23 protein-coding genes are annotated in these 26,534 nt (G+C 41.1%); 7 read left to right on the forward strand and 16 right to left on the reverse strand.

Annotated elements, in window-relative coordinates:
• Positions 1–3 precede the first annotated feature (3 nt).
• Genes argB through argC form a run of 3 tightly spaced genes read right to left on the reverse strand, consistent with a single transcriptional unit; the run spans position 4 to position 3,298 of the window.
• A complete protein-coding gene (gene argB / locus AC27EF_RS06950; protein ID WP_487109868.1) occupies positions 4–927 on the reverse strand; it encodes an acetylglutamate kinase in 924 nt (307 codons plus the stop codon).
• 55 nt (positions 928–982) lie between these two features.
• Positions 983–2,209 carry a bifunctional ornithine acetyltransferase/N-acetylglutamate synthase gene (argJ, locus tag AC27EF_RS06955; RefSeq protein ID WP_487110017.1) on the reverse strand — a complete coding sequence of 409 codons (1,227 nt, stop codon included), beginning with the start codon at positions 2,207–2,209 and terminating at the stop codon, positions 983–985.
• A 48-nt stretch (positions 2,210–2,257) separates the two neighbouring features.
• Positions 2,258–3,298 (reverse strand): N-acetyl-gamma-glutamyl-phosphate reductase, encoded by a 1,041-nt coding sequence (gene argC, locus AC27EF_RS06960; protein ID WP_487109870.1) that lies wholly within the window; start codon positions 3,296–3,298, stop codon positions 2,258–2,260.
• Between the two features lie 236 nt (positions 3,299–3,534).
• Here argC and AC27EF_RS06965 point away from each other — a divergent pair, with 236 nt between their 5' ends.
• Positions 3,535–4,749 (forward strand): argininosuccinate synthase, encoded by a 1,215-nt coding sequence (locus AC27EF_RS06965; RefSeq protein ID WP_487109871.1) that lies wholly within the window; start codon positions 3,535–3,537, stop codon positions 4,747–4,749.
• Positions 4,750–4,812: 63 nt separating this feature from the next.
• Here the strand turns inward: AC27EF_RS06965 and AC27EF_RS06970 are convergent, their stop codons facing one another.
• From AC27EF_RS06970 to AC27EF_RS06980, 3 genes are all read right to left on the reverse strand, one after another.
• Positions 4,813–5,334: a nitroreductase gene (locus tag AC27EF_RS06970; RefSeq protein ID WP_487109872.1), complete on the reverse strand. Its 522-nt coding sequence runs from the start codon at positions 5,332–5,334 to the stop codon at positions 4,813–4,815.
• Positions 5,335–5,367: 33 nt separating this feature from the next.
• Complete coding sequence (locus AC27EF_RS06975; RefSeq protein WP_487109873.1) at positions 5,368–6,207, reverse strand: TrmH family RNA methyltransferase; 840 nt, start codon at positions 6,205–6,207, stop codon at positions 5,368–5,370.
• Between the two features lie 73 nt (positions 6,208–6,280).
• Positions 6,281–6,706, reverse strand: coding sequence for a putative ABC transporter permease (locus AC27EF_RS06980; protein ID WP_487109875.1), 426 nt, complete (start codon positions 6,704–6,706; stop codon positions 6,281–6,283).
• 191 nt (positions 6,707–6,897) lie between these two features.
• Between AC27EF_RS06980 and argH the strand changes: the two genes are divergently transcribed.
• Both argH and AC27EF_RS06990 read left to right on the forward strand, forming a co-directional pair.
• On the forward strand, positions 6,898–8,280 hold the full coding sequence (gene argH / locus AC27EF_RS06985) for an argininosuccinate lyase (protein ID WP_487109876.1): 1,383 nt from the start codon (positions 6,898–6,900) through the stop codon (positions 8,278–8,280).
• A gap of 12 nt (positions 8,281–8,292) precedes the next feature.
• On the forward strand, positions 8,293–9,993 hold the full coding sequence (locus AC27EF_RS06990) for a hypothetical protein (RefSeq protein WP_487109878.1): 1,701 nt from the start codon (positions 8,293–8,295) through the stop codon (positions 9,991–9,993).
• A gap of 120 nt (positions 9,994–10,113) precedes the next feature.
• Here AC27EF_RS06990 and AC27EF_RS06995 read toward each other — a convergent pair whose 3' ends face one another.
• The 9 genes from AC27EF_RS06995 to AC27EF_RS07035 all read right to left on the reverse strand — a co-directional run bounded on the left by AC27EF_RS06995 (position 10,114) and on the right by AC27EF_RS07035 (position 20,052).
• Positions 10,114–10,983: a mechanosensitive ion channel family protein gene (locus AC27EF_RS06995; RefSeq protein ID WP_487109880.1), complete on the reverse strand. Its 870-nt coding sequence runs from the start codon at positions 10,981–10,983 to the stop codon at positions 10,114–10,116.
• Between the two features lie 130 nt (positions 10,984–11,113).
• Positions 11,114–12,199, reverse strand: coding sequence for an aspartate-semialdehyde dehydrogenase (asd, locus tag AC27EF_RS07000; RefSeq protein ID WP_487109881.1), 1,086 nt, complete (start codon positions 12,197–12,199; stop codon positions 11,114–11,116).
• An 11-nt stretch (positions 12,200–12,210) separates the two neighbouring features.
• Positions 12,211–13,371, reverse strand: a complete 1,161-nt coding sequence (locus AC27EF_RS07005; RefSeq protein WP_487109883.1) for a phosphoglycerate dehydrogenase — start codon at positions 13,369–13,371, stop codon at positions 12,211–12,213.
• 9 nt (positions 13,372–13,380) lie between these two features.
• Entirely contained in the window at positions 13,381–14,463 is a 1,083-nt protein-coding gene (serC, locus tag AC27EF_RS07010; protein WP_487109885.1) for a 3-phosphoserine/phosphohydroxythreonine transaminase, read from the reverse strand.
• 28 nt (positions 14,464–14,491) lie between these two features.
• Positions 14,492–16,177, reverse strand: a complete 1,686-nt coding sequence (gene ilvB / locus AC27EF_RS07015; protein WP_487109887.1) for a biosynthetic-type acetolactate synthase large subunit — start codon at positions 16,175–16,177, stop codon at positions 14,492–14,494.
• Positions 16,178–16,198: 21 nt separating this feature from the next.
• Positions 16,199–17,866 (reverse strand): dihydroxy-acid dehydratase, encoded by a 1,668-nt coding sequence (gene ilvD / locus AC27EF_RS07020; protein WP_487109889.1) that lies wholly within the window; start codon positions 17,864–17,866, stop codon positions 16,199–16,201.
• 26 nt (positions 17,867–17,892) lie between these two features.
• Positions 17,893–18,978, reverse strand: coding sequence for a 3-isopropylmalate dehydrogenase (leuB, locus tag AC27EF_RS07025; RefSeq protein ID WP_487109891.1), 1,086 nt, complete (start codon positions 18,976–18,978; stop codon positions 17,893–17,895).
• Positions 18,979–19,034: 56 nt separating this feature from the next.
• A complete protein-coding gene (locus tag AC27EF_RS07030) occupies positions 19,035–19,346 on the reverse strand; it encodes a branched-chain amino acid transport AzlD family protein (RefSeq protein ID WP_487109893.1) in 312 nt (103 codons plus the stop codon).
• Positions 19,336–20,052, reverse strand: coding sequence for an AzlC family ABC transporter permease (locus AC27EF_RS07035; RefSeq protein WP_487109894.1), 717 nt, complete (start codon positions 20,050–20,052; stop codon positions 19,336–19,338). The genes AC27EF_RS07030 and AC27EF_RS07035 overlap by 11 nt, the downstream gene beginning before the upstream one ends.
• 203 nt (positions 20,053–20,255) lie before the next feature.
• Here AC27EF_RS07035 and AC27EF_RS07040 point away from each other — a divergent pair, with 203 nt between their 5' ends.
• The 3 genes from AC27EF_RS07040 to AC27EF_RS07050 all read left to right on the forward strand — a co-directional run bounded on the left by AC27EF_RS07040 (position 20,256) and on the right by AC27EF_RS07050 (position 25,276).
• Positions 20,256–21,677, forward strand: a complete 1,422-nt coding sequence (locus AC27EF_RS07040; RefSeq protein WP_487109896.1) for an N-acetylmuramoyl-L-alanine amidase — start codon at positions 20,256–20,258, stop codon at positions 21,675–21,677.
• Positions 21,678–21,872: 195 nt separating this feature from the next.
• The gene (locus tag AC27EF_RS07045) at positions 21,873–23,738 is read left to right on the forward strand and encodes an N-acetylmuramoyl-L-alanine amidase (RefSeq protein WP_487109898.1); all 1,866 of its coding nucleotides are present in this window, start codon (positions 21,873–21,875) and stop codon (positions 23,736–23,738) included.
• A gap of 113 nt (positions 23,739–23,851) precedes the next feature.
• A complete protein-coding gene (locus tag AC27EF_RS07050) occupies positions 23,852–25,276 on the forward strand; it encodes an N-acetylmuramoyl-L-alanine amidase (RefSeq protein WP_487109900.1) in 1,425 nt (474 codons plus the stop codon).
• An 81-nt stretch (positions 25,277–25,357) separates the two neighbouring features.
• On the opposite strand, the gene yneA is transcribed toward AC27EF_RS07050, so the two are convergent.
• Positions 25,358–25,660, reverse strand: a complete 303-nt coding sequence (yneA, locus tag AC27EF_RS07055) for a cell division suppressor protein YneA (RefSeq protein ID WP_487109902.1) — start codon at positions 25,658–25,660, stop codon at positions 25,358–25,360.
• A gap of 225 nt (positions 25,661–25,885) precedes the next feature.
• Between yneA and lexA the strand changes: the two genes are divergently transcribed.
• A complete protein-coding gene (gene lexA / locus AC27EF_RS07060; protein ID WP_487109904.1) occupies positions 25,886–26,503 on the forward strand; it encodes a transcriptional repressor LexA in 618 nt (205 codons plus the stop codon).
• Positions 26,504–26,534 lie beyond the last annotated feature (31 nt).

Raw genomic sequence — 26,534 nt, forward strand, 5'->3', positions numbered from 1 at the left:
AGATTATGCCTCCTCTTTAAATAATGGTTTATCAAACAAAGGCTCTTTTAAAATAGCGGTTCCGATTCCTTTCTCGGTAAAAAATTCAAGCAGCAGACAATTTGTCACTCGTCCGTCCAGAATATGAACTCTGGAGACGCCGCTTTCGATGGCTTCAATGCAGTTTTTCAGCTTTGGCAGCATACCGCCTCCGACAACTCCCTTTTCTATAAACTCTTTTGCCTGTGCAAGATCCATTTCTGAAATTAATGTAGATTTATCCTCAGGATCTACAAAAACTCCTTCAATATCTGTTAAAAATACCAATTTTTCTGCATTTAAAGCTTCTGCCACGGCACATGCTGTATCATCTGCATTGATATTATAAGGCTCATAGGAATCTCCCAGACCGATGGGTGAAATGACCGGTACAAAATCATCTTCAATCAATGCTTCCAGCAATGTTGTATCTACACTTTTTACTTCTCCCACATATCCAAGATCTTTTCCCGGCATCTCTTTTTTCTTTACACGAATCATCTCGGCATCTTTCCCGGAAAGTCCTACCGCCTTCACTCCGACTTCCGCCATCATTGCAACCAATTCCTGATTCACCTTAAAAAGAACCATCTCGGCCACTTCCATCGTCTCTTTGTCGGTTACACGAAGTCCATGATAAAATTCCGGTTCTTTTCCGGACATGCGAACCCATTTGCTGATCTCTTTCCCGCCTCCATGTACAATAATCGGTTTCATGCCAACTAATTTTAAAAGCGCAACATCCCGAATGACACTTTTTTGCAGATTTTTATCTTTCATGGCACTTCCGCCATATTTCACAACTACGTAACAGTTATTGAAACGGCGAATATACGGCAGCGCTTCTGTTAAAACTTTTGCTTTCTCTTTGGACTGTTCTATTAATTCAATCTGATTGATCTGATCCATTTTTCTTCCTTTCTTTTTCTGACCTTATAAACTTCCTCTTGTAAAAATCGCTGTTTTACGACCGATAATCTGCATTGATACTCACATAATCATGGGTTAAATCACATCCCCACGCAGTTGCCTGCGCCTCTCCGTCATGCAGATCAATTTCCGCGCAAACTTCATCTTCTGATAAAATTTTTGTCGCCTCGTCCTCTGAATATTCCGCGGCAACTCCATTTTTTACAATTGCAATGCTTCCTGCCTGACTCTTTAAGGAAATATCCACTTTTTCCGGATGAAAGGCCACTCCTGCATAGCCAAGCGCACATAAAATTCTTCCCCAGTTGGCATCTCGTCCATAAATAGCTGCTTTCGTAAGATTGGATGTTACGACGGATTTACTTAAAGTCTTAGCCTGTTCCTTTGTAGCTGCCCCGCCAACGTGAACCTCAAACAATTTTGTGCATCCTTCACCGTCCGCTGCAATCTGCTTTGCCAATGATTCATGAACATAGGAGAGCCCCTGACGGAACTTCTCATACGCCTCATCCTTCTCTGTAATTTCAGCATTCCCGGCCATTCCATTTGCCAAAACAAACACCGTATCATTGGTAGAGGTATCTCCATCCACCGAAATCATATTAAAGGTATCTTCCACAATCTCTCGCTGCATTTCCTGCAGCAGCTTTTTGTCAATCTGAACATCTGTTGTGATAAATCCAAGCATCGTTCCCATATTGGGATGAATCATTCCAGATCCTTTGCACATTCCTCCGATGGTTACCGTTTGTCCCCCAAGTTCTATCTCCACAGCTGCTTCTTTCGGCTTTGTATCCGTGGTCAGGATCGCCCAGGAGGCATCTTTTGCGCTGTCTCTGTCTGCTTTCATTTTAGGAATCAGCTGCTGAATTCCTTTTTCAATGATCTCCATAGGAAGCTGCTGCCCAATGACGCCAGTGGATGCCACCAGTACTTCCTCCCGTTTGATCTCCAGGCATTCCGAAACTTTTTGCGCTTCTGTCAAAACATTGCGATACCCTCTGTCTCCTGTGCAGGCATTGGCAATTCCTGTATTTATAACCACAGCACGCACAGTCTCCTGCTCCTCTGCAATTTTTTTTCCCCACAAAACAGGGGCAGCTTTCACAAGATTTCTTGTAAATGTTCCTGACACCACCGCCGGTTTCTCACTTACAATAATTGCCATATCCTTATTACTTTTTCCCTGTTTGATTCCGGCTCTTAAGCCCGCTGCTAAAAATCCTTTCGGCGCCGTAACTCCACCGTCTATTTTTTTCATCTCCATCTTCTTTCTATCCTTCCTGCTTCTTCTTTATGATCTCTCCAACTACGGAAACATCGGCACAAGCTCCAGCCCTTCTGTTTCTTTTTGTCCAAACATAAGATTCATATTCTGAACCGCCTGTCCTGCTGCTCCTTTCACCAGATTGTCCATGGCTCCCATCATAATCAAGCGGTTGGTCCGAGGATCAATTTTAAAGTTTACGTCCACATAATTGCTTCCCTCTACCCATCTTGTCTCTGGGCAGACATTCTGCTCCAACACCCGAACAAAATATTCTTTTTGATAATAAGAATCATAAATTGCTTTTACATCTTCATAAGAAACGTCTTTTTTCAAGGATGCATACGCGGTGATTAAGATTCCTCGATTCATCGGTACCAGATGCGGTGTAAAATTCAATACCACATCTTCTCCGGATGCATAGCTTAGCTGATCTTCAATCTCCGGCGTATGCCGATGTGATGCAACTCCATAAGCCTTTATATTTTCATTTACTTCACAATACAGCTGACTGACCTTTGCCCCTCTTCCTGCTCCGGATGTGCCGGATTTTGCATCAATAATGATCGTACTCATATCAATCAGCCCTTCTTTTGCTGCCGGATAAATGGATAAAATCGAACAAGTTGGATAACATCCCGGATTGGCAATCAGCCGTGCATTTTTTACAGCTTCCCGATTTATCTCACAAAGTCCATAAACAGCCTCTGTAAGGTATTGCGGACTTTGATGTTTGATTCCATACCACTCTTCATAGCGCTTTACATCTTTGATCCGAAAATCCGCACTGAGGTCTATCACCTTAACTTTGGAAAGGATTTCTTCTGATAATAAAGAACTGCACAATCCTTGAGGCGTCGCCGTAAAAATCACATCTACTTTTGATGCCAGTTCTTCCATATTATCATCCAGGCATTTAGCATCTACAATTTCAAACATATTTTGAAATACATCATAATATTTCTGATCAATATAGCTTCGAGAGCCATACCATAGAATTTCAGCATCCTTATGCTGTGTCAAAATTCTTACAAGTTCCTGACCTGCGTATCCGGTTGATCCGATAATTCCTGCCTTAATCATTTTTATCTCCTTCTTTTCTTTATTTATCTCTCAAAATCATTGTTCATTAGTATACAACCGAATCTTAAAATATGCAATACTTTTGCATAAATATGCATATATTTTTTGTTTTATTCATTTTTTATCAAAAAATATGCATTGAAAAGAAAAAAACATCTTGCAAAAACCTAACGGATCAAGTATATTAATAGACAGATAAAACTACATATGTAAAATTTAGGAGGAATTATTTAAAAATGAAAGAAAAAGTCGTTTTAGCATACTCCGGAGGTCTTGATACAACAGCAATCATTCCCTGGTTAAAAGAACACTACGATTATGAAGTTATCTGCTGCTGTGTAGACTGCGGACAAGGAGAGGAATTAGACGGACTGGAAGAAAGAGCGAAATATTCCGGTGCATCTAAATTATATATTGTCGATATTACCGATGAATTCTGTGATGACTATATTATGCCTTGCGTGCAGGCGGGCGCTGTTTATGAAAACAAGTATTTGCTTGGAACTTCAATGGCACGCCCTGGAATTGCAAAAGCTCTGGTTGATGTAGCACGCAAAGAAGGCGCATCTGCAATCTGCCATGGGGCAACCGGAAAAGGAAATGATCAGATTCGCTTTGAATTGGGAATCAAGGCATTAGCCCCTGATCTTAAAATTATTGCCGCATGGCGTGATGATAAATGGGATATGGATTCCCGTGAATCTGAGATTGAATACTGTAAAGCTCACGGCATTGATCTTCCGTTTTCTGCCGATCAGAGCTATAGCCGGGATCGCAACTTATGGCACATCAGTCATGAAGGGCTAGAGCTTGAAGATCCTGCCAATGAACCAGATTATGATCATCTGCTGGTGTTGGGCGTATCTCCTGAAAAAGCTCCTGAGGAGGGAGAATATGTTACCATGACATTTGAGAAAGGTATCCCAACCTCAATTAACGGTGAAACAATGAAGGTTTCTGATATTATCCGAAAACTCAATCAGTTAGGCGGAAAACATGGAATCGGTATCGTTGATATTGTAGAAAATCGTGTTGTCGGGATGAAATCCCGCGGTGTGTATGAGACTCCGGGCGGTACCATTTTAATGGAAGCACACGATCAGTTAGAGGAACTGGTATTAGACCGCGCTACAATGGAAGTGAAAAAAGATATGGGAAATAAACTGGCTCAGGTTGTATATGAAGGAAAATGGTTTACTCCGCTTCGCGAAGCTATTCAGGCCTTTGTCACCTCAACTCAGGAATACGTAACCGGTGAAGTAAAATTCAAACTTTATAAAGGAAATATCATCAAAGCCGGAACAACTTCTCCATATTCTTTATACAGCGAATCTCTTGCTTCCTTTACCACAGGAGACCTGTATGATCATCATGATGCGGAAGGCTTCATTACCTTATTCGGACTTCCTCTGAAGGTTCGCGCAATGAAACTGAAAGAATTAGACAAGTAGAAAACAAAAAACATCTCTGTGAAACTCTGGCATTCTGTTGCTTTGTCTCACAGAGATGTTTTTTTATTCTATATAATATACCCAGTTTTCTTTTCTTTTTGGAGCTTTCGGATATTCTCCGTCTACATACCCCAGCACACAATGTCCGATTCCTTCATACGCTCCTTCTATCCCCAGAGATTTTAATAATTCTTTTCCTTCTTTTGAGTCAAATTCTTCTTTTGCTCTATGAATCCAACAGCTTCCAATCCCAAGAGCATGTGCTTCCAACATTAAATTTGCCATAGCCAACGTCCCGTCATACACTGCTGTAGGTCTTGTTTTATCTGCCAGCACCACGCAAACAACCGGAGCACCGTAAAACGGATCACTCGTTGTTCCCATAATATCTGCATTCCATTTTGATAATTTGTCTCTGATTTCACGGTTGGTTACTGCCAGAATTATCGGGGATTGTTTTCCCATTCCGGTTGCCGCATACGTTCCCGCTTCTATAATTTGATCCAGCACTTCTTTTGGAATCTCATCGGGCTTAAATTTTCGGATACTTCTTCTGGATTTTATCAAATCCAATACTTCGCTCATATGTAACCTCCTAAATCTTATTTTGCTAATTTTTTAATATCTGCTCTTTGGCTCATCGCTGTCACAAAAACCCAACTGCCAAAATGCAACTGCACTGGCAGCTGCCACATTTAAAGAATCCACTCCGTGAAACATCGGGATTTTCATTGTATAATCACAGCGGTCCACCGTCTCTTCCAACAGCCCAAATCCTTCGGTCCCCAAAACAATCGCCAGCTTTTCCTCTTGTTGTAATCTGGGGTCTGCAATGGACAGCGCTGTCTCGTTTAATGCCATGGCAGCCACCTTAAATCCCTTGTCTTGCAGAAAAGAAATCCAGTCCTTTGAATTCCCGGACTTCTCGTTCAGAAACGTCCACGGAATCTGAAATACCGTTCCCATGCTGACACGAACAGCCCTTCGATACAACGGGTCACTGCATCCTCCGGTCAGCAAAATTCCACCCATGCCAAGAGCCGCTGCCGAACGAAAAATTGCCCCCACATTGGTCGGATTCATAACGTTTTCCAAGACCACGATCCTTTTTGCATGTTTACAGACTTCTTCTGCTGCAGGAAGTTCCCGACGGCGCATAGCGCACAGCATTCCTCTTGTCATTTGAAATCCCGTCATCTTTTGAAACAGTTCACGCTCTAATATATAGACCGGAACATCTTCCCACTGCTGTGTCAGAATTTTTGCAGCATCCGTCCACTGCTGTTTTTCCACAAGAAATGATATTGGAATATATCCGGCATCTAACGCGGTCTGAATGACCATAGGACTCTCTGCAATAAAAATACCCTTTTGGGGCTCGTGATAGTGTAATAGCCGGCTTTCTGAAAGTCTTGCATACATATCAAGCTCCGAAGCCTCAAAATCTGTAATTTCCATGATCTTTCCTCCGATTGGTTCTCCTACTTTATTACCTTAGCAGATCCAAACGCAGTTGTCGATAGAAAATCCTCTAAAGAATTTTGTAATGAGGCTTTTCTTCCTGAAATAATTTATATCTTAAGTAATCGTCCATAACAATGGCAACACTGGAAACCAAAAACCATAAAAATGAATAAAACAGACAAATCTGTCCCATAAAATTATAGGGAAGATTTGAATAGTCCCAAATATCCATTTTCAGCCATACATTTACAATTAAACCTGTTGTAAATTCCAACGCAGTAATAATCAAAGAGGATAACACCATTTGGCTTATAAAACTCATTTTTATCTTCACATTTTCATTCAGCAGACCACAGCATACAAAACACGCTCCGCCGCATAAAAACATGGTATAGTGAGAATAACCGCGCACCAGCACTTCCAGAAAAAAATAAGCCATTCCTCCGATGCCAAATAAAATTACATGTTTTTCAATTCGATACATCTTCTCCATATTCTATCCACCTGTTTTTTCATACTTATTGTATTGTGCGTGTTTTCCAACATTCCTATTCACAGCATCTGCTTTTCCGAAAAAATGAAAATTTTATGGAAAAAATTCGCGCTTTCGTGTAGAATATAAAAGGAAATACATTTGATTTTATGAGGAAAAAGAAATTATATACAGAAAAGAGGAAAATTTTTATGGCACAATTATGGGGCGGGCGTTTTACAAAGGAAACAGATCAATTGGTTTACAATTTTAATGCATCCATTTCATTCGATCAAAAGTTTTATCGTCAGGATATCCGAGGCAGCATTGCTCATGTGACAATGCTTGCAAGCGTCGGCGTTTTGACTTCTCAGGAGCGGGATACCATTCTTGACGGTTTAAATGGTATCTTAGAGGATCTTGAAACCGGTGTTTTGGAAATTACCAACGAGTATGAAGATATTCACAGCTTTGTGGAAGCAAATCTGATCCAGCGCATCGGCGATGTGGGAAAGAAACTCCACACAGGACGCAGCCGCAACGATCAGGTTGCTTTGGATATGAAGCTTTACACACGAGATGAAATTCTGGAAATCCAGCTTCTTTTGAAAGAGTTTATGAAAACGCTTCACCAGATTATGAAGGAGCACATTGATACATTTATGCCTGGATTTACGCATCTTCAAAAAGCACAGCCGGTAACTCTGGCTCACCATGTGGGCGCATATATGGAAATGTTCAAACGAGATTATGACAGACTCGGCGATATATTCAAACGTATGAATTACTGCCCTTTAGGCTCCGGAGCGCTGGCAGGAACGACCTATCCTCTGGACCGGGAGCAGACGGCTTCTCTTTTAGATTTTTACGGACCAACGCTAAATAGTATGGATTCTGTTTCTGATCGTGACTATGTGATTGAATTACTCTCTGCGTTATCTACCATTATGATGCATCTGAGCCGTTTCAGTGAAGAAATTATTATATGGAATTCCAACGAATACCAGTTTGTCTCCATTGATGACGGATTCAGCACTGGAAGCAGTATTATGCCTCAGAAAAAAAATCCGGACATTGCCGAACTTGTCCGCGGAAAAACAGGTCGTGTATATGCCGCTCTGACTTCCATTCTTACAACAATGAAAGGAATTCCTCTGGCATACAATAAAGATATGCAGGAAGACAAAGAGCTGACGTTTGATGCTATCGACACTGTAAAGGGATGTATCTCCCTGTTCCACGGAATGATGGAAACTATGACCTTCCACAAACCGGCAATGGAAGCAAGCGCGAAACACGGCTTCACCAATGCAACCGATGCCGCTGATTATCTTGTTAATCATGGTGTTCCATTCCGCGATGCACACGGAATCATCGGCAGGCTGGTTCTTCTTTGTATTGAACAAAACAAATCTCTGGATGACTTATCTCTGGAAGAATACCAAAACATTTCACCGGTATTTGAGGAGGATATTTACGATGCCATCAGTATGGAAACTTGTGTTGAAAAACGAAATACCATCGGAGCTCCCGGACACGCTGCGATGGAAAACGTGTTAAAAATCAACGAAGATTATCTGGCTTCCCTCAAATAGCAAGGAGTTTCTATGAAGAAAAAAATCTTTCTTTCGTTCCTTCTTCTCTCCCTGACACTTTTATGGGGATGTGGAGTGGAACTAACCGGAAATGTATCTTTAAATAAAGATTTTTCAGGTACAAGAACGATGTCTTGTACCTTTTCTTCCAATGATTTTCTTCGGAACTTTCAGGGGACAAAGGAGGATTTGGATCAATTAATTGAGGATTCCTGTCCAGAGGTTTTGACCTATAAAAAATCCTCCAAAGACGGCATGTACTCTTACACTTTTTCTCTAAGTTTTTCCTCTTTCAAAGATTATCAGAAGAAAACCGAAGAACTTCTCCACTTTGCTCCTGAGATCACATACCAATACGGGGATTCTCCATTTGTATCCGGACTCATTTATAAAGAAAATTTTTCTTCCAAGGATCTGATGGCATGGCTTTACACCGCCCTTTATGAAAAAAAATACATTGACAATAACTCTGTCGATGATTTGTGGGACTTAAAAAAGACAACCATCTCTTTTCTCGGAAAAACCTATGAAACCTCCGGCAAAATTTCTATTGATGAGATGAAGTATGCCGAACTTTCTTCCATCCGGATTCACACGGAACCAAAGAGTGACGGAACCCTTTCCCGCACAATCCGATTTTACCTTCCACAGTCAACCTTAGATCAAAATCTCGGTAAGATCCGCCGTTATTTTCAAGGACATTCTGTCTCTTGGAGCGGAAACAGTGATGGAAAAATTTTATCCGTTACTTTCTCTGCGGATAGTTTTTCTAATTTAACAGAAGAGACAAGAAAGGTTCTTCACTCCAAAAATTCTTTCGGAACCTATAAAGTGATCTGCAAAAAAGGAAACCCATTCCAGTTTCAGACTGATTATAAAGAATCTCTGGACTTTTCCAATTTCGTACAAAAAAAGGGAACGGTTCCTGTGGTATATACCTTTGAAAATCAAACACTCCTTGATCAAGCAATCAAAAAAAAGGAAATCACGTTCTCTTCTGAGCACACACAAAAGCTTGCTGGTTATGAAATCGTAACCGTATGGAATAACAAAAACGATCTTCGCAGAAAGACAAGGCTCACCTTCGATTCCTCCTGCAGCCGGCTTCAACTGGCAAAACTAAAGGAAGCCTTTCAGGGTGAAACCATTTCCGATGTTTCCATAACCGGAAAGAAGAAAAAAGTTCTCTCTTTCCAGCAGCAAGGTTCTGTGGATGCCTGCAGTCATGATCTTTCCAACATCTTTCAGGGATCTTCGCTGACAGTGAAAGAGAGTTCTTCACTTTTTCATGGAACCTCCACAACCTTGGAAGAAAAACTTTCGCTGCCTGGCAAAGAAGACGAAATTTCAGGGACCTACACCTTTGTGTCCGTTCATCCAAAACAAAGTGTTCATGTAGCAGTCACACCGAAAGATCAGATTCAAAATTCCAGTTCCCAGAATACCTCGAATCGTTTTGCTGCCTCTCTAATTGACTCAAACGAAACGGTTCAAAAGCTTTACACCTATCAGCTGAAAAGCGATAAAATTAAAATATCTTTTCAGGGAAAGGTATCTTCCAGTCTATGGACTTCTGGTTTAAAATGGCTGATACCCCTGGTTTTTCTTCTTGCTATCCTTATATTGATTCCTTTAAAACAGAAGGATCTCATCCAAAAAGGAAATCAGGCAAAAGCTGCTCTGGAACAATGGATCAAACGGCATCGGCTTTAAAAAGAAAAAGCAGGTTCTCATCATAGCAGCGCCCCCCCCCAAAAGTCAAACAGCTTTGTGAGCGATTCCTGATACTCACATAACGTTCAACCATTGGAGGCTGCTGTAAGAGTTCCTGCCTTATTTCTCATCTGAAATCTCTGCGCCGTCTGTGTCCGTCTTGATACAGACATCTAATTTTTGATACGGAATTTCAATTCCGTGTTTATCGAATCGAGTTTTAATCTCTTCATTTAATTCCCATTTGGTCGCGACATAATCCTCTGTGGATACCCAGCAGCGAATTCCCATAATGACAGCGCTATCGGACAAACTGCTGACAAAGATGTTCACGCCCTCCTGATCAAGAATTCTTTTCTCGTCTTTGGCAATTTCTGAAAGTATTTGTTTCACTTCTTTGATATCTTCGTCATAAGAAACTCCAATGGTTATATCAATGAGTCTGCGGTCCTGTTTCGTATTGTTAACCAAGCTGGAATTACTTAATGTTCCATTGGGGATGACAATCACCCGATTGTCAATGGTTTTCAGTTTTGTATAAAAAATATCCATTGCCGCAACCTGTCCCTCGCAGTCTGTGCCTGAAACAACAATGTAATCTCCCACCTGAAACGGCTTTAAAATCAGCAAAAGAACGCCTCCTGCAATGTTGGACAAACTTCCCTGCAACGCAAGACCTACCGCTACGCCTGCGGAACCAAGGATCGCAATAAAAGAACTGATCTCTACTCCCACATGAGCAATTGCCATAAAAATAACAACGCAGCGCAAAGCGATCTTTACAAAAGAACAGGAAAAGGAAATGACTCCATAGTCAATCTCTGCCCTCTCCAAAGCTGCTTTTATTAAATTGATCAAAACTTTAATCAGCTTAAATCCGATAAAAATAATCAAAAACGATACAATCAGCTTTCCAATCAAACTAAAAGCAACATCCAAATACTTCTCCAATAATTGGCTCCAGTTAATATTAATCTTTGATAACATCATATGCTCCTCTTTTGTTTGTAGAACGAGCGGACAAATCCGCCAAAAATTTCCGATACCAGAAAATATAAAGAAACACGTAAACATCTACGTGTTTCTTTATGATACCTGTTTCAGGCCTTGGATGCAAGGCTTATTTCCTGGTAATATATCCCTTTGCTTTCAGTGTCTCTGCACAAAGTACGGCTCCTCCTGCAGCGCCGCGGACCGTATTATGAGAAAGTCCCACAAATTTATAATCATAAACAGTGTCTTCTCTCAAACGTCCCACAGAAACACCCATACCGTTTTCATAATCCACATCTGCCTTTACCTGTGGGCGATTATCTTCCTCCAAATATTGAATCATCTGTTTTGGCGCGCTTGGAAGCTCTAATTCTTGTGGAAGTCCGCTGAAATTCACTAATTTTTCAATCAGCTGTTCCTTTGTCGGATGCTTTTTAAACTTCACAAAGACCGCTGCAGTATGCCCATTCAATACCGGAACACGAATACATTGTGTTGTAATTACAGGTGTCTCAGCTTTAACAATCACACCGTCTTCGATGTTTCCCCAGAGGCGAAGAGGCTCCTGCTCACTTTTTTCTTCCTCTCCACCGATATATGGAATAATATTCTCCACCATCTCCGGCCAGTCTTTAAATGTTTTTCCGGCGCCTGAAATTGCCTGATAAGTAGTTGCGACAACCTCATATGGTTCAAACTCTTTCCATGCGGTTAATACCGGCGCATAGCTCTGGATGGAACAGTTTGGTTTTACCGCAACAAATCCTCTGGTCGTTCCCAAACGTTTTTTCTGACTTTCAATAACTTCAAAATGCTCTGGATTAATCTCCGGAACCACCATCGGAACATCCGGTGTCCAGCGATGGGCGCTGTTGTTGGATACCACCGGAGTCTCTGTTTTGGCATAAGCTTCTTCGATTTTCTTGATTTCATCTTTTGACATATCCACTGCGCTAAACACAAAATCAACCGTTTCTGCTACCGCTTCTACTTCATTTACGTTTTTTACAACCATTTCCTTCACTGCATCCGGCATCGGCGTATCCATTTTCCAACGGTCTCCTACCGCCTGCACATATGTCTTTCCCGCTGAGCGCGGACTGGCAGCCAAGGTTGTTACTTGAAACCATGGATGATTTTCCAACAGAGAAATAAATCTCTGACCAACCATACCTGTCGCACCTAAGATTCCTACTTTTAATTTCTCATTCATTCTAATCCTCCTTACAGTACTCTCACGCGTACAACGCCTTCAATTTCTTTCATTTTTTGAATGATATCCTTGGAAGGTTTCTTTTCTACATCAAAGATAGAATATGCCCAATCTCCCTTAGACTTGTTCAGCATATTGACAATATTATGATCGTCCCCAGCCAAAATTGCCGTTAACTGACCAATCATATTCGGAAGATTCTTATGATGTACTGTAATACGTGCTTCAGAATCGATTTCACCCAAATCACAATTCGGATAATTTACAGAATTTACAATATTACCATTTGCCAGATAATTCATCATCTGCTCTACTGCCATTTCGGCACAATTCTCTTCTGATTCTTCCGTTGACGCTCCAAGATGCGGAATGGTAATAATTCCGTCCATGCCGGCAACCTCTTCATTTGGAAAATCGGTTACATAATGCTTCACTTTTCCAGATTGCAATCCATCCATCACCGCTTTATTCTCTACCAGTTCACCTCTGGCAAAGTTTAAGATGGTAACACCCTCTTTCATCTTTGCAATTGCTTCTTTGTTAATCATTTCCTTTGTGGAATCCATATAAGGAACATGTACTGTAATATAATCACATTTTGTATAGAGTTCGTCTAAAGAACTGCTGTGATTTACCATTCTGGATAAGCTCCAGGCAGAGCGCACAGACACATAAGGATCATAACCATAGACTTTCATTCCCAGGCGATTGCAAATATTTGCTACCAGAACACCAATGGCTCCCAGACCGATCACACCGATGCTTTTTCCCTTTAATTCATTTCCGGCATATAATTTTTTCTGTTTTTCCACAACCTTTGCCAGTTCCGGAGTATCTGCATTTTCTTTTACCCAGTTATATCCTCCGATAATATCACGAGATGCAAGCAGAAGTCCTGCTACCACCAATTCCTTTACACCGTTGGCATTTGCGCCCGGAGTATTAAAAACCGTAATTCCCCGTTTTGCATATTCTTCTAAAGGAATATTATTCACTCCCGCGCCTGCTCTTGCCACTGCCAGAAGACTATCCGGAATCTCAAGATCGTGCATTCCTGCACTCCGAACTAAAACTGCATCTGCTGCACTTAAATCATCAATAACCTCAAATTCACTTGTAAATAAATCTAATCCTTGCTTTGAAATGGGATTCAAACATTTTACTGTATACATGACTGCTCCTTATTTATTCTCTTCTTCAAATTTTTTCATAAATGCAACTAATTTTTCAACACCCTCTTTTGGCATTGCATTGTAGATACTTGCACGCATTCCTCCAACCGTCCGGTGTCCCTTTAGATTCTCAAATCCTGCTTTCTTTGCCTCCTGGACAAATTTTGCATCCAGCTCCTGATCTCCTGTCACAAACGGAACGTTCATTAAAGAGCGATCTTCTTTTACAACCGTACCTCGAAACATCTCGCTCTGATCCAAAAAATCATACAGAATCTTGGCTTTTGCTTCATTTCGTTCTTTCATAGCTTCCAGTCCGCCCTGCTTTTTGATCCACTGAAATACTTTTCCGCAAATGTAAATGCCATAGCACGGCGGAGTATTATATAAAGAATCTGCATCTGCCTGTGTTTTCCATTTTAACATGGTCGGAGTTCCGGGAAGGACGTCGTCAGTTATCAGATCTTCTCGAATAATACAGACAACAACGCCTGCAGGTCCGACATTTTTCTGTACCCCAAAGTAAATTACTCCAAAATCTTCCACATTCACCGGCTCGGATAAGATGCAGGAAGACATATCAGCCACTAAAATTTTCCCTTTTGTATTCGGGACCTGCTGATATTTCGTTCCGTAAATTGTGTTATTGTAGCAGACATATACATAATCCGCATCCTCAGATACCGGAAGATCAGAACAATCTGGAATATAGGAATAGGTTTTATCTTCAGAGGAAGCTAAAATATTTACTTTTCCATATCTGGACGCTTCCTGATATGCTTTTTTTGCCCACTGTCCTGTTATAATATAATCTGCCACCTTATTTTTCATCAGATTCATCGGAATCGCTGAAAACTGCTGAGAGGCTCCGCCTTGAAGAAATAATACTCTGTAGTTATCCGGAATGTCCATCAAATCTCTTAAATCTGCTTCTGCTGTCTTGATGATGTCATCAAACATTTTGGATCTGTGACTCATCTCCATCACAGACATGCCGCATCCCTTATAATCCAACATCTCATCTGCTGCCTCTTTTAATACCTCTTCTGGCAAAACTGCCGGTCCGGCAGAAAAATTATACACTCTAGCCATTTCTCATTCTCCTTTATTTAAAATTATATTATTTTTTACCTTCCAAATCTGATTGATCAAATGCTTCTTCAATCGAGCCTCCCGGATTTACCATCGGCCATACTTTATCATCTAAATCAATATGGCAGTCCAAGACGGTCGGCTTCCCCGCATCCAGCGCTTCCTGAAACGCTTTTTTAAATTCCTCAATATGCGTAATTTTCTTTGCTGCAACTCCAAATCCTTCTGCAACTTTCACAAAATCAACAGAATCCTGCAGCGTTGTATATGAGTATCTTTCTTCATAAAATAAATCCTGCCATTGTCTTACCATTCCGAGAACTCCATTATTTATAATAACTTCAATAACCGGAATGTTATATCGTGACGCCGTTGCAAGCTCATTCAGGTTCATGCGAAAACATCCGTCGCCCGCGATATTTACCACAACTTTGTCCGGATTTCCGACTTTCGCTCCAAGGCTGGCTCCAAGACCATATCCCATGGTTCCGAGACCTCCGGATGTCAGCAGCTTTCTTGGACGATCATACTTATAAAATTGCGCCGCCCACATCTGATGCTGTCCAACCTCTGTTGTAATAATTGCCTCGCCTTTTGTCATCTCATAAATTTGTTCTACAATCTCAGGACAAGTCAATCTGCCTTTTTCGTACGTCATTGGATATTTTTCTTTGTATTCCTCAATCTCTTTCACCCAAGCGTCATGGTTTTGCTGCGTCAGACGCCGATTTATCACTGTCAGAACCGCCTTAATATCCCCTATGATATACGCCGGGGTTCTAATATTTTTATTCACTTCCACAGGGTCAATGTCGATTTGAAGAATTGCCGCGTTTTTTGCGAAGGTATCTGGATTTCCCAGCACTCTGTCACTGAAGCGAGTACCCACTGCAATTAAGAGATCACAGTTTGATACTCCGAGATTCGATGTCTTCGTGCCATGCATTCCAATCATACCTGTATATAAATCATTAGAACCGTCAAACGCACCTTTTCCCATCAATGTATCACAGACCGGACAGTGGACCTTTTGCACAAATTCTCTTAATTCCTGTTCCGCATCCGAAATTACGGCTCCGCCGCCCACCAATACATAGGGCCTTTTTGCCTCCTCAATCATCCGAATTGCCGTCTGGATATCCATCTCACGAATCAGTTCGCTGGATCGTATAATTCTTTTCGGTGTTTCTTTTTGATACACCGTTTTTGCCGCAGTAACATCTTTCGGAATATCAACCAACACCGGTCCCGGTCTTCCGCTTTTTGCAATTTTAAAAGCCCGTCTTATAGTATCCGCAAGATCTTCAATATCTTTTACAATAAAATTATGCTTTGTGATCGGAAGCGTGATCCCCGAAATATCAACCTCTTGAAAACTGTCTTTTCCAAGAAGACTGACTCCCACATTGCATGTAATGGCAACCACCGGCACAGAGTCCATATGCGCCGTAGCAATCCCGGTCACAATATTTGTAGCTCCCGGACCGGAGGTTGCAAACACAACGCCCACTTTTCCGGTGGATCTGGCATACCCGTCCGCCGCGTGGGACGCCCCCTGTTCATGAGAAGTCAGAATATGGGTAAATGTATCTTTTTGTTTATACAGTTCATCATAAATATTTAAAATGGCTCCGCCCGGATACCCAAATACCGTATCCACACCCTGCTCTTTTAAACATTCCAAAACAATCTGAGCCCCTGTCAATTGTTTCATCTTTTGACCTCTTTCCTAATTCTATTTCTGATTGATCTCTAAAATTGCCCCGCGATTTCCAGATGTAACAAGCGAAGCATATCTGGCAAGATATCCTGAAGTTACCTTTGGTGTTCTTGGTTTCCAATTTTCTCTTCTTTTTGCCATCTCCTGATCGGATACCTTTAAATTCAACGAATTTGCATTAATATCAATGGCAATGATATCTCCCTCTTCTACCAATGCAATCGGTCCGCCAACTGCTGCCTCCGGCGAAACGTGTCCGATGCACGCTCCTCTGGACGCCCCGGAAAATCTGCCGTCTGTAATCAATGCCACACTGGAGCCAAGTCCCATTCCCATAATCGCTGAGGTTGGATTCAGCATCTCACGCATGCCAGGTCCGCCTTTCGGTCCCTCATAACGAATGACAACCACATCCCCAGGCTTAATTTCTCCGCCCTTGATTGATTTGATTGCATCTTCTTCACAATCAAAGACTCGCGCCGGTCCTTCCATCTTCAACATCTCAGGCGCTACTGCGGAGCGTTTCACCACGCCGGAATCCGGTGCAAGGTTTCCCTTTAACACGGCAATTCCTCCTGTTTGGCTGTATGGATTCTCAATCGGACGAATTACATTTGGATCTTTGTTCTCACATCCTTCAATATTCTCCTGAACCGTCTTTCCTGTTACCGTTATAAGATCTGTGTGCAGCAAATTCTTCTTATTAAGTTCATTCATCACTGCATACACTCCGCCTGCTTCATTCAGCTCTTCAATATATGTTCGGCCTGCCGGAGCCAAATGACATAAGTTTGGTGTTTTCGCACTAATCTCATTGGCTTTCTCCAGATCCAAGTTCACCCCTGCTTCATGGGCAATCGCAGGGAGATGAAGCATACTGTTTGTACTACATCCAAGAGCCATATCCACCGTCAGCGCATTCTCAAATGCTTTTTCCGTCATAATATCTCTCGGTCTGATATTTTTCTCCAACAGCTCCATAACTTTCATTCCCGCGTGCTTTGCAAGGCGGATTCTCTCAGAATAAACTGCCGGAATAGTACCGTTGCCCTGAAGCCCCATTCCCAAAACTTCCGTCAGACAGTTCATCGAATTGGCAGTGTACATTCCAGAACAGGAACCGCACGTTGGACATGTTTTATTTTCAAATTCGTCCAGCTCTTCTTTTGTTATTTTCCCTGCAGCATAGGAGCCGACCGCCTCAAACATACTCGATAAGCTGGTTTTGCATCCGTTTACGCGCCCTGCGAGCATTGGTCCGCCACTGACGAACACTGTGGGTACATTGACACGGGCCGCAGCCATCAAAAGCCCCGGTACATTTTTATCACAGTTTGGTACCATAACCAGTGCATCAAATTGATGCGCCAATGCCATACATTCTGTGGAATCGGCAATCAGGTCACGAGTCACCAAAGAATACTTCATGCCGATATGCCCCATCGCAATTCCATCGCAGACCGCAATTGCCGGAAATACTACCGGTGTTCCGCCTGCCATTGCCACACCCATTTTAACAGCTTCCACAATTTTGTCAAGATTCATATGTCCCGGTACAATTTCATTATACGAACTAACAATCCCAACAAGAGGTTTCCTCATCTCTTCCTTTGTATAGCCTAATGCATGAAACAATGATCTCTGAGGAGCAAATGCTTCTCCTTCTGTATATGTATTTCCCATAATTACCTCCTAATTATCAGCAAAATTTATTTAATTTTTTCAATGATTTTTTCACCCATTTCTTTACATCCAACCTGCTTCATTCCCTCAGACATGATATCAACGGTACGCCATCCCTCCGCAAGAACTTCTTTCACTGCTTTTTCTACAGCATCTGCTTCCGCATCCAGATCAAACGAATATCTCAGCATCATCCCAGCAGATAAAATCGTCGCGATCGGATTGGCAATATCTTTCCCGGCAATATCCGGTGCTGATCCATGACTTGGCTCATACAAACCAAAGTTTCCTTCCGCCAGACTCGCAGAAGGCAACATTCCGATGGAACCTGTGATCATACTTGCCTCATCGGACAAAATATCCCCAAACATATTTTCTGTTAAAATCACATCGAATTGCCCCGGATTATTTACAAGCTGCATTGCACAATTATCTACCAGCATATGTTCATACGTCACATCCTCATAATTCTTTGCAACCTCTTCCACCACAGCTCTCCAAAGTCTGGAGGAATCCAAAACATTGGCTTTGTCAACACTAATCACATGTCGTTTGCGTTTCCTTGCAATGTCAAAAGCTTTCACTGCAATCCTGCGAATCTCCTTCTCATTATAGGACAAAGTGTCCACGGCTGTCTTCACCCCATGAACTTCTTTCGTGGATCTCTCCCCAAAATAAAGTCCTCCAGTGAGCTCTCTCATAATTACCATATCAAAACCATCACCTATGATCTCATCTTTTAGCGGGCATGCCTGCTTCAACTCATCATACAAATATGCCGGACGTATATTGGCAAACAATCCCAAAGATTTGCGAAGCTTCAAAAGACCGGCTTCCGGTCTTAACTCTGCCGGCAATTGATACCATGGCGATGTGCTGGTATTCCCGCCAATCGATCCCATCAACACCGCATCACTGCTTCGGGCAATCTCTAATGCTTCTTCTGTTAATGGTTTCCCGTGAATATCAATGGAAGCTCCGCCCATCAAAATCTGCTTATAAGAAAAAGTGTGTCCAAATGCCTCTCCAACCGCATCTAAAACACGCATAGCTTCTGTAACAATTTCCGGACCAATTCCATCTCCTTTGATCACTGCTAAATTACAATTCATATCGTCCTCCTTTTCTATCATACTTTCTTATATCAATATATCGCAACTCGTCATACTCAGCCTCTCAACAGCAAAACCAAAAGTGCTCCAAGGCAGCTGGCACATGCAACTGTTACGATATTTTTTTCATTATATGCAAAAATCACAGCAATTGCAAATCCAATTGCTGATGCCACCATATCTCCCGTCGCATAAAAAACTGCCGGTATAATCATAGATGCCAGGACAGCATATGGAACATAGAATAAAAACGACCGAAAAAAACGATTTTCAATCTTTTTCTGGATTGCTGCCAACGGAATTGCTCTTATTAGATAAGTAGAAATTGCCGTCGCTGCTATATATAACAAAAGCGTACTAATCTTCATCCGTCTTCTCTCCTTCTACCGGAAATAAAATGGCCCCAATGGATGCGGCAATCAGTGTGCAGATAATAATCACAAAACCGCTGGAAACCTGAGATAATCCTGGAAGATACTGAAACATCAGACTGATCAACACAGAAATTAAGATCACCGCCACAATCGGACGGTTGGTTTTTGCCGGAGGAACGATAATTCCAATTAACATCCCGTAAATTGCGACTCCAAGCGCATTTCTTATGACCACCGGAAGAATTTCACTGGCTGTGGCGCCCAGGAAAGTTCCCACTGTCCAGCTAATCCAGGGAATTGACATCAAAGCGTAAAAATATCTCGGTGTAATTTCTCCCGGTCTTCCACAGGAAACCGCAAAAATTTCATCTGTAACCGCAAACGCCATGGAACATCGGTTCCAGTTCGTGGCGCTTTCCACCAATTTCTGTCCGATCGCGATGGACATAATAGAATATCTTAAATTAATAATAATCTGCGATAAAATCAGCTCGACAAGACTCCCTCCTGCTGTCATGGAAATAATTGCCGCAAACTGCCCTGCAGATGTCAGACAGGTGGCTGAAATCAGGGTTAAGGCCCAAACAGGAATTCCTTTTGACGATCCCGCAATTCCGAAGGCAAAAGACACCGCAACATATGCCAATCCAATGGGAATTCCATCCACCAATCCCTGTCGAAAATCATCATGTGCTTTCATTTCATACTCCTAGAGTTCAAAATAATTCGATCTCTGGACAAAATTACAATAATCTCCAAAAATCGAACTTATATAATAGAATAACACATTTATTGACAGAATGGAAATAAAATTTCATGAAACTAATGGTAAATCTATCTTTTCGTTGAAAACCTGCGAAAAACATAATATAATGAAAAAAAATAAATGATAGGGGATTCATTATGTTAAAAAAGAAATTACTATGTTTTGGACTTTCCGTCCTGATTCTTTTTTCCGGCACTGCCACCACTCCGGCAGCAGTAAAAGCGGGAAAGTTTTTCAAAATTCAATACACTCACAATAAAAAATCTTATTCCAAAAAAGCCATTGACGCTCGTTACAACAACAAAATTATTAAAACCAATATGCCGGGCTTTATTGACGGTTCCACTTCTTTATACTCTGCATATTGGATTTTTGGGCGCTGTTCTTCCCTTGGCACAAAATATTCTTATTCAGGAAAAAATCAGCGTATTACTTTAAAACGAGGCTCTAACACTGTCGTAATGACGCTTAATAAAAAAACTGCCACATTAAATGGAAAAAAATTTACTCTTCCGGCAGCCCCTCGGAAAATTCGTTATATTGCAAAAAAGAAAAATTATATTATGGTGCCAGGAGATATTATAGCAAAAAAACTAGGGCTCCAGTATAGCTGGAATAACCGTTTATTATCCGGACTGATTTCTAAACCATCTGGAAACAGCAGCAATACTTCCAATAATACACCGGCTCCATCCACTCCTTCCAATTCCGGACCTGGCACAAAGATCACGGCTTCTGAATCCAATTATTCCATCCGAATCAAGAAGCCTTCCGGCTTAAATGCCTCATCTATTACCGCTAACGATGACTATTGGAACAAGAGAATGCAGATTATCATCAATGGAGATTTCCGTTCGCATTTTTCTTCCGCTTCCAACCGTACCATCCGGGAACCTCTGACTTACAGTGTTTCCTACAGCGGCGGAAAAACTTATATTAATCTAAAAACTTCCTCCATCAAAGGATTTAGCATCACACAAACTTCTTCCTATATATATGTCAAATATGCTGCACCGAAATCCATGTTCCAACGTGTTCTTGTCATTGATGCAGGTCATGGTGGCTCGGATTCAGGAGCAACAGGTTCTGGATTCGCTGAAAAAAATATGACTTTAAAAATTGTCCAAAGCATGAAAACATCCTTTGACAAAAACAGTACTTATAAGGTCTACTACACCAGACTTTCCGACTGGTATCCGTCTCTTTCTTATCGCTATAAAATGGCGAATGAGGTAAATGCTGACCGATTCTTAAGCGTACATATTAATTCCGCTGAGAATCCGGCAGCAAAAGGAACAGAAACACTCTACAAAAATTATAAAACCTACGCACAAACCATTCAAACCGAAGCCTTATCAGCAATGGGATATGCAAAAAACGGATCTTATGATCGTAACTTAAAATACAGAACCGATCTCGCAGTGTTAAATGGACCAAAGATGACAACCGCATTGGTAGAAATGGGATTTATTTCTAATAAAACCGAAGCTTCCAGAATTAATTCCCGCACCACTTCCATCGGTACAAGCCTTTATCGGGCAATTTGCAATTCTTTTTAATTCTATGCAACATCTCTCTTCTATCTGCAAATGGGATGAAATAGAACTACACTTCATTTCATCCCATTGCAAATCTTGTAATAAAATCACCTCTCCTCAGATCGATATCCTCTTTTTGTTAAATTATTTTTAAGTTTATTGCAATATTATTACAAATATGCTACAATTTAAACGAAGAAAGGGGAGACTTATCGAATGAAATCAAAAAAAGTTTTATCATTTTTACTTGCAGCTGTCTTAATTTTATCTGTAGCCCTTCCAATCACGGCGGCAGGCTATGCTTCTGTTGGTAAAACCTATACGTTAAAAATTGCCGGCAAAAAACAAAAGAAAAAAGCACGAGCTGCAGCATACCAGGGTTCTACAATTAAAACAAGAGCTCCTGGATTTGTCCGCTCTAATACATCCATGTATTCTGCCTATTATGTATTTAAAAAGACAAAAGCACTCGGAACTTCCTATCAATACTCATCAAAAACAAAAAAGGTGACTTTAAATCGCGGTTCCAAAAAAATTGTATTTACTCTGGACAGCAAGTATGCTTATGTTAATGGAAGCAAAAAGACACTTCCGACTCCGGCTCGTAAAGTTTATTCTTACGCTCAGAAAAAAAATTATATCTATGTTCCGGGAGCTTTTTGTGCAAAATATCTCGGACTGGGATATACATGGAATTCCAGCAAACAGACCGGAAATTTTTATCTTCCATCTTCTGAGACTGCCGGAGGAACTATTAAAATTAAATATACCAGCACCAACAAGGTTTACAATAAAACCTCGCTCAATGCACGTTATAATAACTCTGTAATCAAAACAAACATGCCAGGATTTCTTGACGGATCGACTTCGATGTATTCCGCATATTGGATCTTTGGGAAATGTTCTTCACTGGGAACAAAGTACAGCTATAGCAGCAAGACAAAGAAGATCACTCTAAAGAGAGGTTCCAATACAGTTGTAATGACTCTGGACAGCAAGAAAGCAACGTTAAATGGAAAATCTTTCACACTCCCGGTGGCTCCCAGAAAAGTTTATTCCTATAACCGAATGAAAAACTATATTATGGTTCCCGGAGAAATTGTTTGTCAAAAATTAGGATTAAACTATACCTGGAATAACCGCCTGTTATCAGGGCTCATTACAAAACCAACTTCAAGCGGAGGCAGCTCCTCATCCGGCAGCAACTCCAGCAGCGGAAGTTCTTCTATTACATTGGGCAGCAAAACAAAAATAACGGCCTCTTCCAGTAATTATTCCGTTCGGATTAAAAAGCCAAGCGAATTAAGTAATTCTAAAGTTACTGCGGATGATGATTATTGGAACAAACGGCTTCGCCTGATCATCAGCGGAAATTATAAAACTCATTTTTCGTCTTCTGCAAACCGAACCATCAAAGATAGTTTGTCCTACAGTGTTTCTTACAGCGGCGGAAAAACTTATATTGATTTAAAAACTTCATCTATCAAAGGATTCAGCGTAACACAGACATCCAGCTACATTTATGTAAAATATGCAGCACCGAAAAGTATGTTTCAGAGAGTAATCGTCGTCGATGCCGGACATGGCGGTTCTGATTCCGGCGCAGTCGGAAGCGGTTATTATGAAAAAAATATGACACTGAAAATCGTACAAAGCATCAAAGCCAACTTTGATAAAAATTCTACCTACAAAGTTTATTACACTCGATTATCTGACTGGTATCCAAGTTTGTCGTATCGCTACAAAATGGCAAACGAGGTGAGTGCAGACCGTTTCCTTAGCGTACATATTAACTCTGCAGGCTCCAGTGCAAAGGGTACGGAAACACTGTATAAAACTTATAAAACTTATGCAAATACCATTCAGACCTATGCTTTGCAGGGAATGGGTTACTCTAAGAGCAGTTCCTACAATCGCGGGCTGAAATATCGTACAGATCTGGCAGTTCTGAATGGACCAAAAATGACTACTGCACTGGTTGAAATGGGATTTATCTCCAATAAAACCGAAGCTTCCAGAATCAACTCCAGAACTTCCACCATTGGTTCAAATCTCTATCAGGCAATTTGTCATTCTTTCTAATAAAGCAAAACAATTATTAACGGAACAATATAAAAAGAATCTCTCTTTTGAGGTTCTTTTTTCTTGCAATAGTATTACAAATATGTTACGATTTATCGGAAAGGAAGATGAAAATGAAATTACAAAAGCTATTTATCACAGGATTATCTATAGTATCACTCTTAGGTATGGCATCTCCGGCCCAGGTGTCTGCGGCGCCATATGCAACTGCAAAAAGAACCTATACTCTAAAAATTGCAGGAAAAAAGCAAAAAAAGAAAGCTCGCGGGGCCATGTACAAAGGAAAGACTTTGAAAACCAAAGCACCTGGCTTCGTTCGTTCAAATACATCCATGTATTCTGCCCACTATGTTTTCAAAAAGGGGTTGGGCGTTTCCTACTCTTATTCATCCAAAACATGGAATATTACCTTAAAACGCGGCTCCAAAAAAATCACTATGAAACGCGGCAGCAAATACGCTTATGTGAATGGTAAAAAAACAAAAATGCCGACTCCGGCTCGCAAAGTCTATTCTTACCGTCAGAAAAAAAGCTACATCTATGTTCCCGGAGAATTCTGTGCCAAACATTTAGGATTCCAATATTCATGGAACAGTAGATCTTATACCGGAAGTTTTTCTATAAAAAACACAGGAGGCTCTTCTTCAAATTCCTCCACCGCAGCGAACAAAGGTGAGCAATACGTTCGGCTGTCAAAACCTTCCGGATTGTCCTCCAACAGTATTACAACGACAGATGATTATCACAATCGGCGGCTTATTGTAAATATAAAAGGGAATTATTCTTCTTTTTATTCAAATTCTCAAAACCGCTATATTACCCCGGATTCTGATTTCTATTCCTATTCGGTAAAATATACCGGAGGATACACGAAGATCTATATTCGACCTCGAAAAAAAGTAATCAAAGCATACCAAGTTACACAAACCAATGACTATATCAAAGTTCGCTATGCTTCTCCAAAATCTATTTACCGCAAAATTATTGTGTTGGACGCCGGTCATGGCGGGTCTGATTCCGGTGCAGTCTCTTATGGATACAAAGAAAAAAACATGACATTAAAAATTGTACAGGAAGCAAAACGATATTTTGATAAGGATTCGAGCATCAAAGTATATTACACGCGTCTGTCCGATACTTACCCGAGTCTGACTGAACGCTCCGATCTTGCAAATAACGTGGGAGCAGACAGATTTTACAGTGTACATATCAACTCTGCAGGCTCCAGTGCAACCGGTACAGAAACGCTTTACAACTCAAAAGGCTACAAATCCACTTCCGGTCTTACCAGCTACAGATGGTCTTCTGTAATCCATCCGTATATTCGCTCTGCCACAGGCTTTAAAAACCGTGGACTGGTAAACCGAACCGGCTTGGCAGTACTTCGCCATACGAAGACAGCCTCCACATTGACAGAAATCGGATTTATCTCCAATAAGTCTGAAGCAAAGAAGATGAACGCAAATTTATCCAACTATGGAAAAGCTGTATATAACAGTGCTGTGGCTTCCTTCCATAAATATCCATCCAAGCGCTGATACATAAAATCATCCGGTCAATCTGCCGATCCCAAAAAATCAGACTCAAAGGCTGATATCATCGGGATCGGTTTTTTCCTCTTACTTCATTTCATAATATGGGATTACCAAGTACATTCCCTCCTGTATCTGCTCATCATAAATATGATTGGTATCACAGACCTCTTGTATATAATCTTCAACAGTGCCATATTCATCTCCCATATATTCTCTGGCAATCGACCAGAGGGAATCTCCTCTCTGAACCTGAATGCTTGTAAACCTCTTCTGCGCACTTCCTTTTGCATCCACAACAGAACGATTTCCAAAAACTGCGGACCCCGCCGCCAAAAACATGACCAACGTCAATAATACAATAACTGCAAACTTCCATTTCATACTCATTTCTGAATTCCTCCTTTGTGCAGCCGAACATTTGTTTCTATTACCATTATAATGCTCGAACATTCGTTTGTCAATCATTTTTCCGAAACTTTGTTCGGGAACACTTGTTTCTCAAGGAAATCTATGGTATGATAATCGTAGTTTATATATAAATAGGAAATATTACGGAGTCTTGCAGATGTATCAAAATCCTGCCGGATTCCAGACATCAATACGGAGGATCTTATGGCAAGAGAACAGTTAAGCAGCAAGCAGCAGCAAATTTTAGAATTTATCAAACACCGCATTCTGGATAAAGGGTACCCGCCGGCCGTTCGTGAGATTTGCGAAGCCGTTCAATTAAAGTCTACTTCTTCTGTCCATTCTCACTTGGAAACCCTGGAACGAAAAGGATATATTCGGCGAGATCCCACCAAACCGAGAGCGATTGAAATTATAGATGAGGATTTTAATTTATCAAGACGTGAGATCGTACATATTCCGATTGTCGGCACCATCACTGCCGGACAGCCGATCCTGGCAGTGGAGCAAATCGAGGACTACTTTCCGATGCAGCCTGACTTTATTAGCAACAAAGATACTTTTATGCTCCATGTCCGGGGGGAAAGTATGGTCAATGCCGGTATCTATGACGGCGATATGGTAATTGTGGAACAACAGGATACTGCAGAGAACGGGGATATTGTAGTGGCTATGATAGATGATTCCGCCACAGTTAAGACATTTTATAAAGAAGACGGATATTACAGACTGCAGCCTGAAAATGACGCCATGGAACCGATTCTTACCGACAAAATATCAATTATCGGAAAAGTTGTCGGCTTATATCGTTCTATGAAGTAATTTTATCACATTATACGAAACTATATTCCAA

The sequence above is a fragment of the Anaerostipes stercorihominis genome (genome assembly GCF_057535655.1).

Coding starts and splice junctions, on each gene's coding strand:
- yneA (WP_487109902.1), bottom strand. CDS start 25,660: ATGAGTATGAAATGGAAGTTTGCAGTTATTGTATTATTGACGTTGGTC.
- AC27EF_RS06970 (WP_487109872.1), bottom strand. CDS start 5,334: ATGAGCGAAGTATTGGATTTGATAAAATCCAGAAGAAGTATCCGAAAA.
- argC (WP_487109870.1), bottom strand. CDS start 3,298: ATGATTAAGGCAGGAATTATCGGATCAACCGGATACGCAGGTCAGGAA.
- AC27EF_RS06975 (WP_487109873.1), bottom strand. CDS start 6,207: ATGGAAATTACAGATTTTGAGGCTTCGGAGCTTGATATGTATGCAAGA.
- ilvD (WP_487109889.1), bottom strand. CDS start 17,866: ATGGGAAATACATATACAGAAGGAGAAGCATTTGCTCCTCAGAGATCA.
- argH (WP_487109876.1), top strand. CDS start 6,898: ATGGCACAATTATGGGGCGGGCGTTTTACAAAGGAAACAGATCAATTG.
- AC27EF_RS07045 (WP_487109898.1), top strand. CDS start 21,873: ATGAAATCAAAAAAAGTTTTATCATTTTTACTTGCAGCTGTCTTAATT.
- AC27EF_RS07040 (WP_487109896.1), top strand. CDS start 20,256: ATGTTAAAAAAGAAATTACTATGTTTTGGACTTTCCGTCCTGATTCTT.
- AC27EF_RS07035 (WP_487109894.1), bottom strand. CDS start 20,052: ATGAAAGCACATGATGATTTTCGACAGGGATTGGTGGATGGAATTCCC.
- argJ (WP_487110017.1), bottom strand. CDS start 2,209: ATGAAAAAAATAGACGGTGGAGTTACGGCGCCGAAAGGATTTTTAGCA.
- AC27EF_RS06980 (WP_487109875.1), bottom strand. CDS start 6,706: ATGGAGAAGATGTATCGAATTGAAAAACATGTAATTTTATTTGGCATC.
- serC (WP_487109885.1), bottom strand. CDS start 14,463: ATGGCTAGAGTGTATAATTTTTCTGCCGGACCGGCAGTTTTGCCAGAA.
- AC27EF_RS07050 (WP_487109900.1), top strand. CDS start 23,852: ATGAAATTACAAAAGCTATTTATCACAGGATTATCTATAGTATCACTC.
- AC27EF_RS07005 (WP_487109883.1), bottom strand. CDS start 13,371: ATGTATACAGTAAAATGTTTGAATCCCATTTCAAAGCAAGGATTAGAT.
- argB (WP_487109868.1), bottom strand. CDS start 927: ATGGATCAGATCAATCAGATTGAATTAATAGAACAGTCCAAAGAGAAA.
- leuB (WP_487109891.1), bottom strand. CDS start 18,978: ATGAATTGTAATTTAGCAGTGATCAAAGGAGATGGAATTGGTCCGGAA.
- AC27EF_RS06995 (WP_487109880.1), bottom strand. CDS start 10,983: ATGATGTTATCAAAGATTAATATTAACTGGAGCCAATTATTGGAGAAG.
- AC27EF_RS06990 (WP_487109878.1), top strand. CDS start 8,293: ATGAAGAAAAAAATCTTTCTTTCGTTCCTTCTTCTCTCCCTGACACTT.
- AC27EF_RS06965 (WP_487109871.1), top strand. CDS start 3,535: ATGAAAGAAAAAGTCGTTTTAGCATACTCCGGAGGTCTTGATACAACA.
- ilvB (WP_487109887.1), bottom strand. CDS start 16,177: ATGAAACAATTGACAGGGGCTCAGATTGTTTTGGAATGTTTAAAAGAG.
- asd (WP_487109881.1), bottom strand. CDS start 12,199: ATGAATGAGAAATTAAAAGTAGGAATCTTAGGTGCGACAGGTATGGTT.
- AC27EF_RS07030 (WP_487109893.1), bottom strand. CDS start 19,346: ATGAAGATTAGTACGCTTTTGTTATATATAGCAGCGACGGCAATTTCT.
- lexA (WP_487109904.1), top strand. CDS start 25,886: ATGGCAAGAGAACAGTTAAGCAGCAAGCAGCAGCAAATTTTAGAATTT.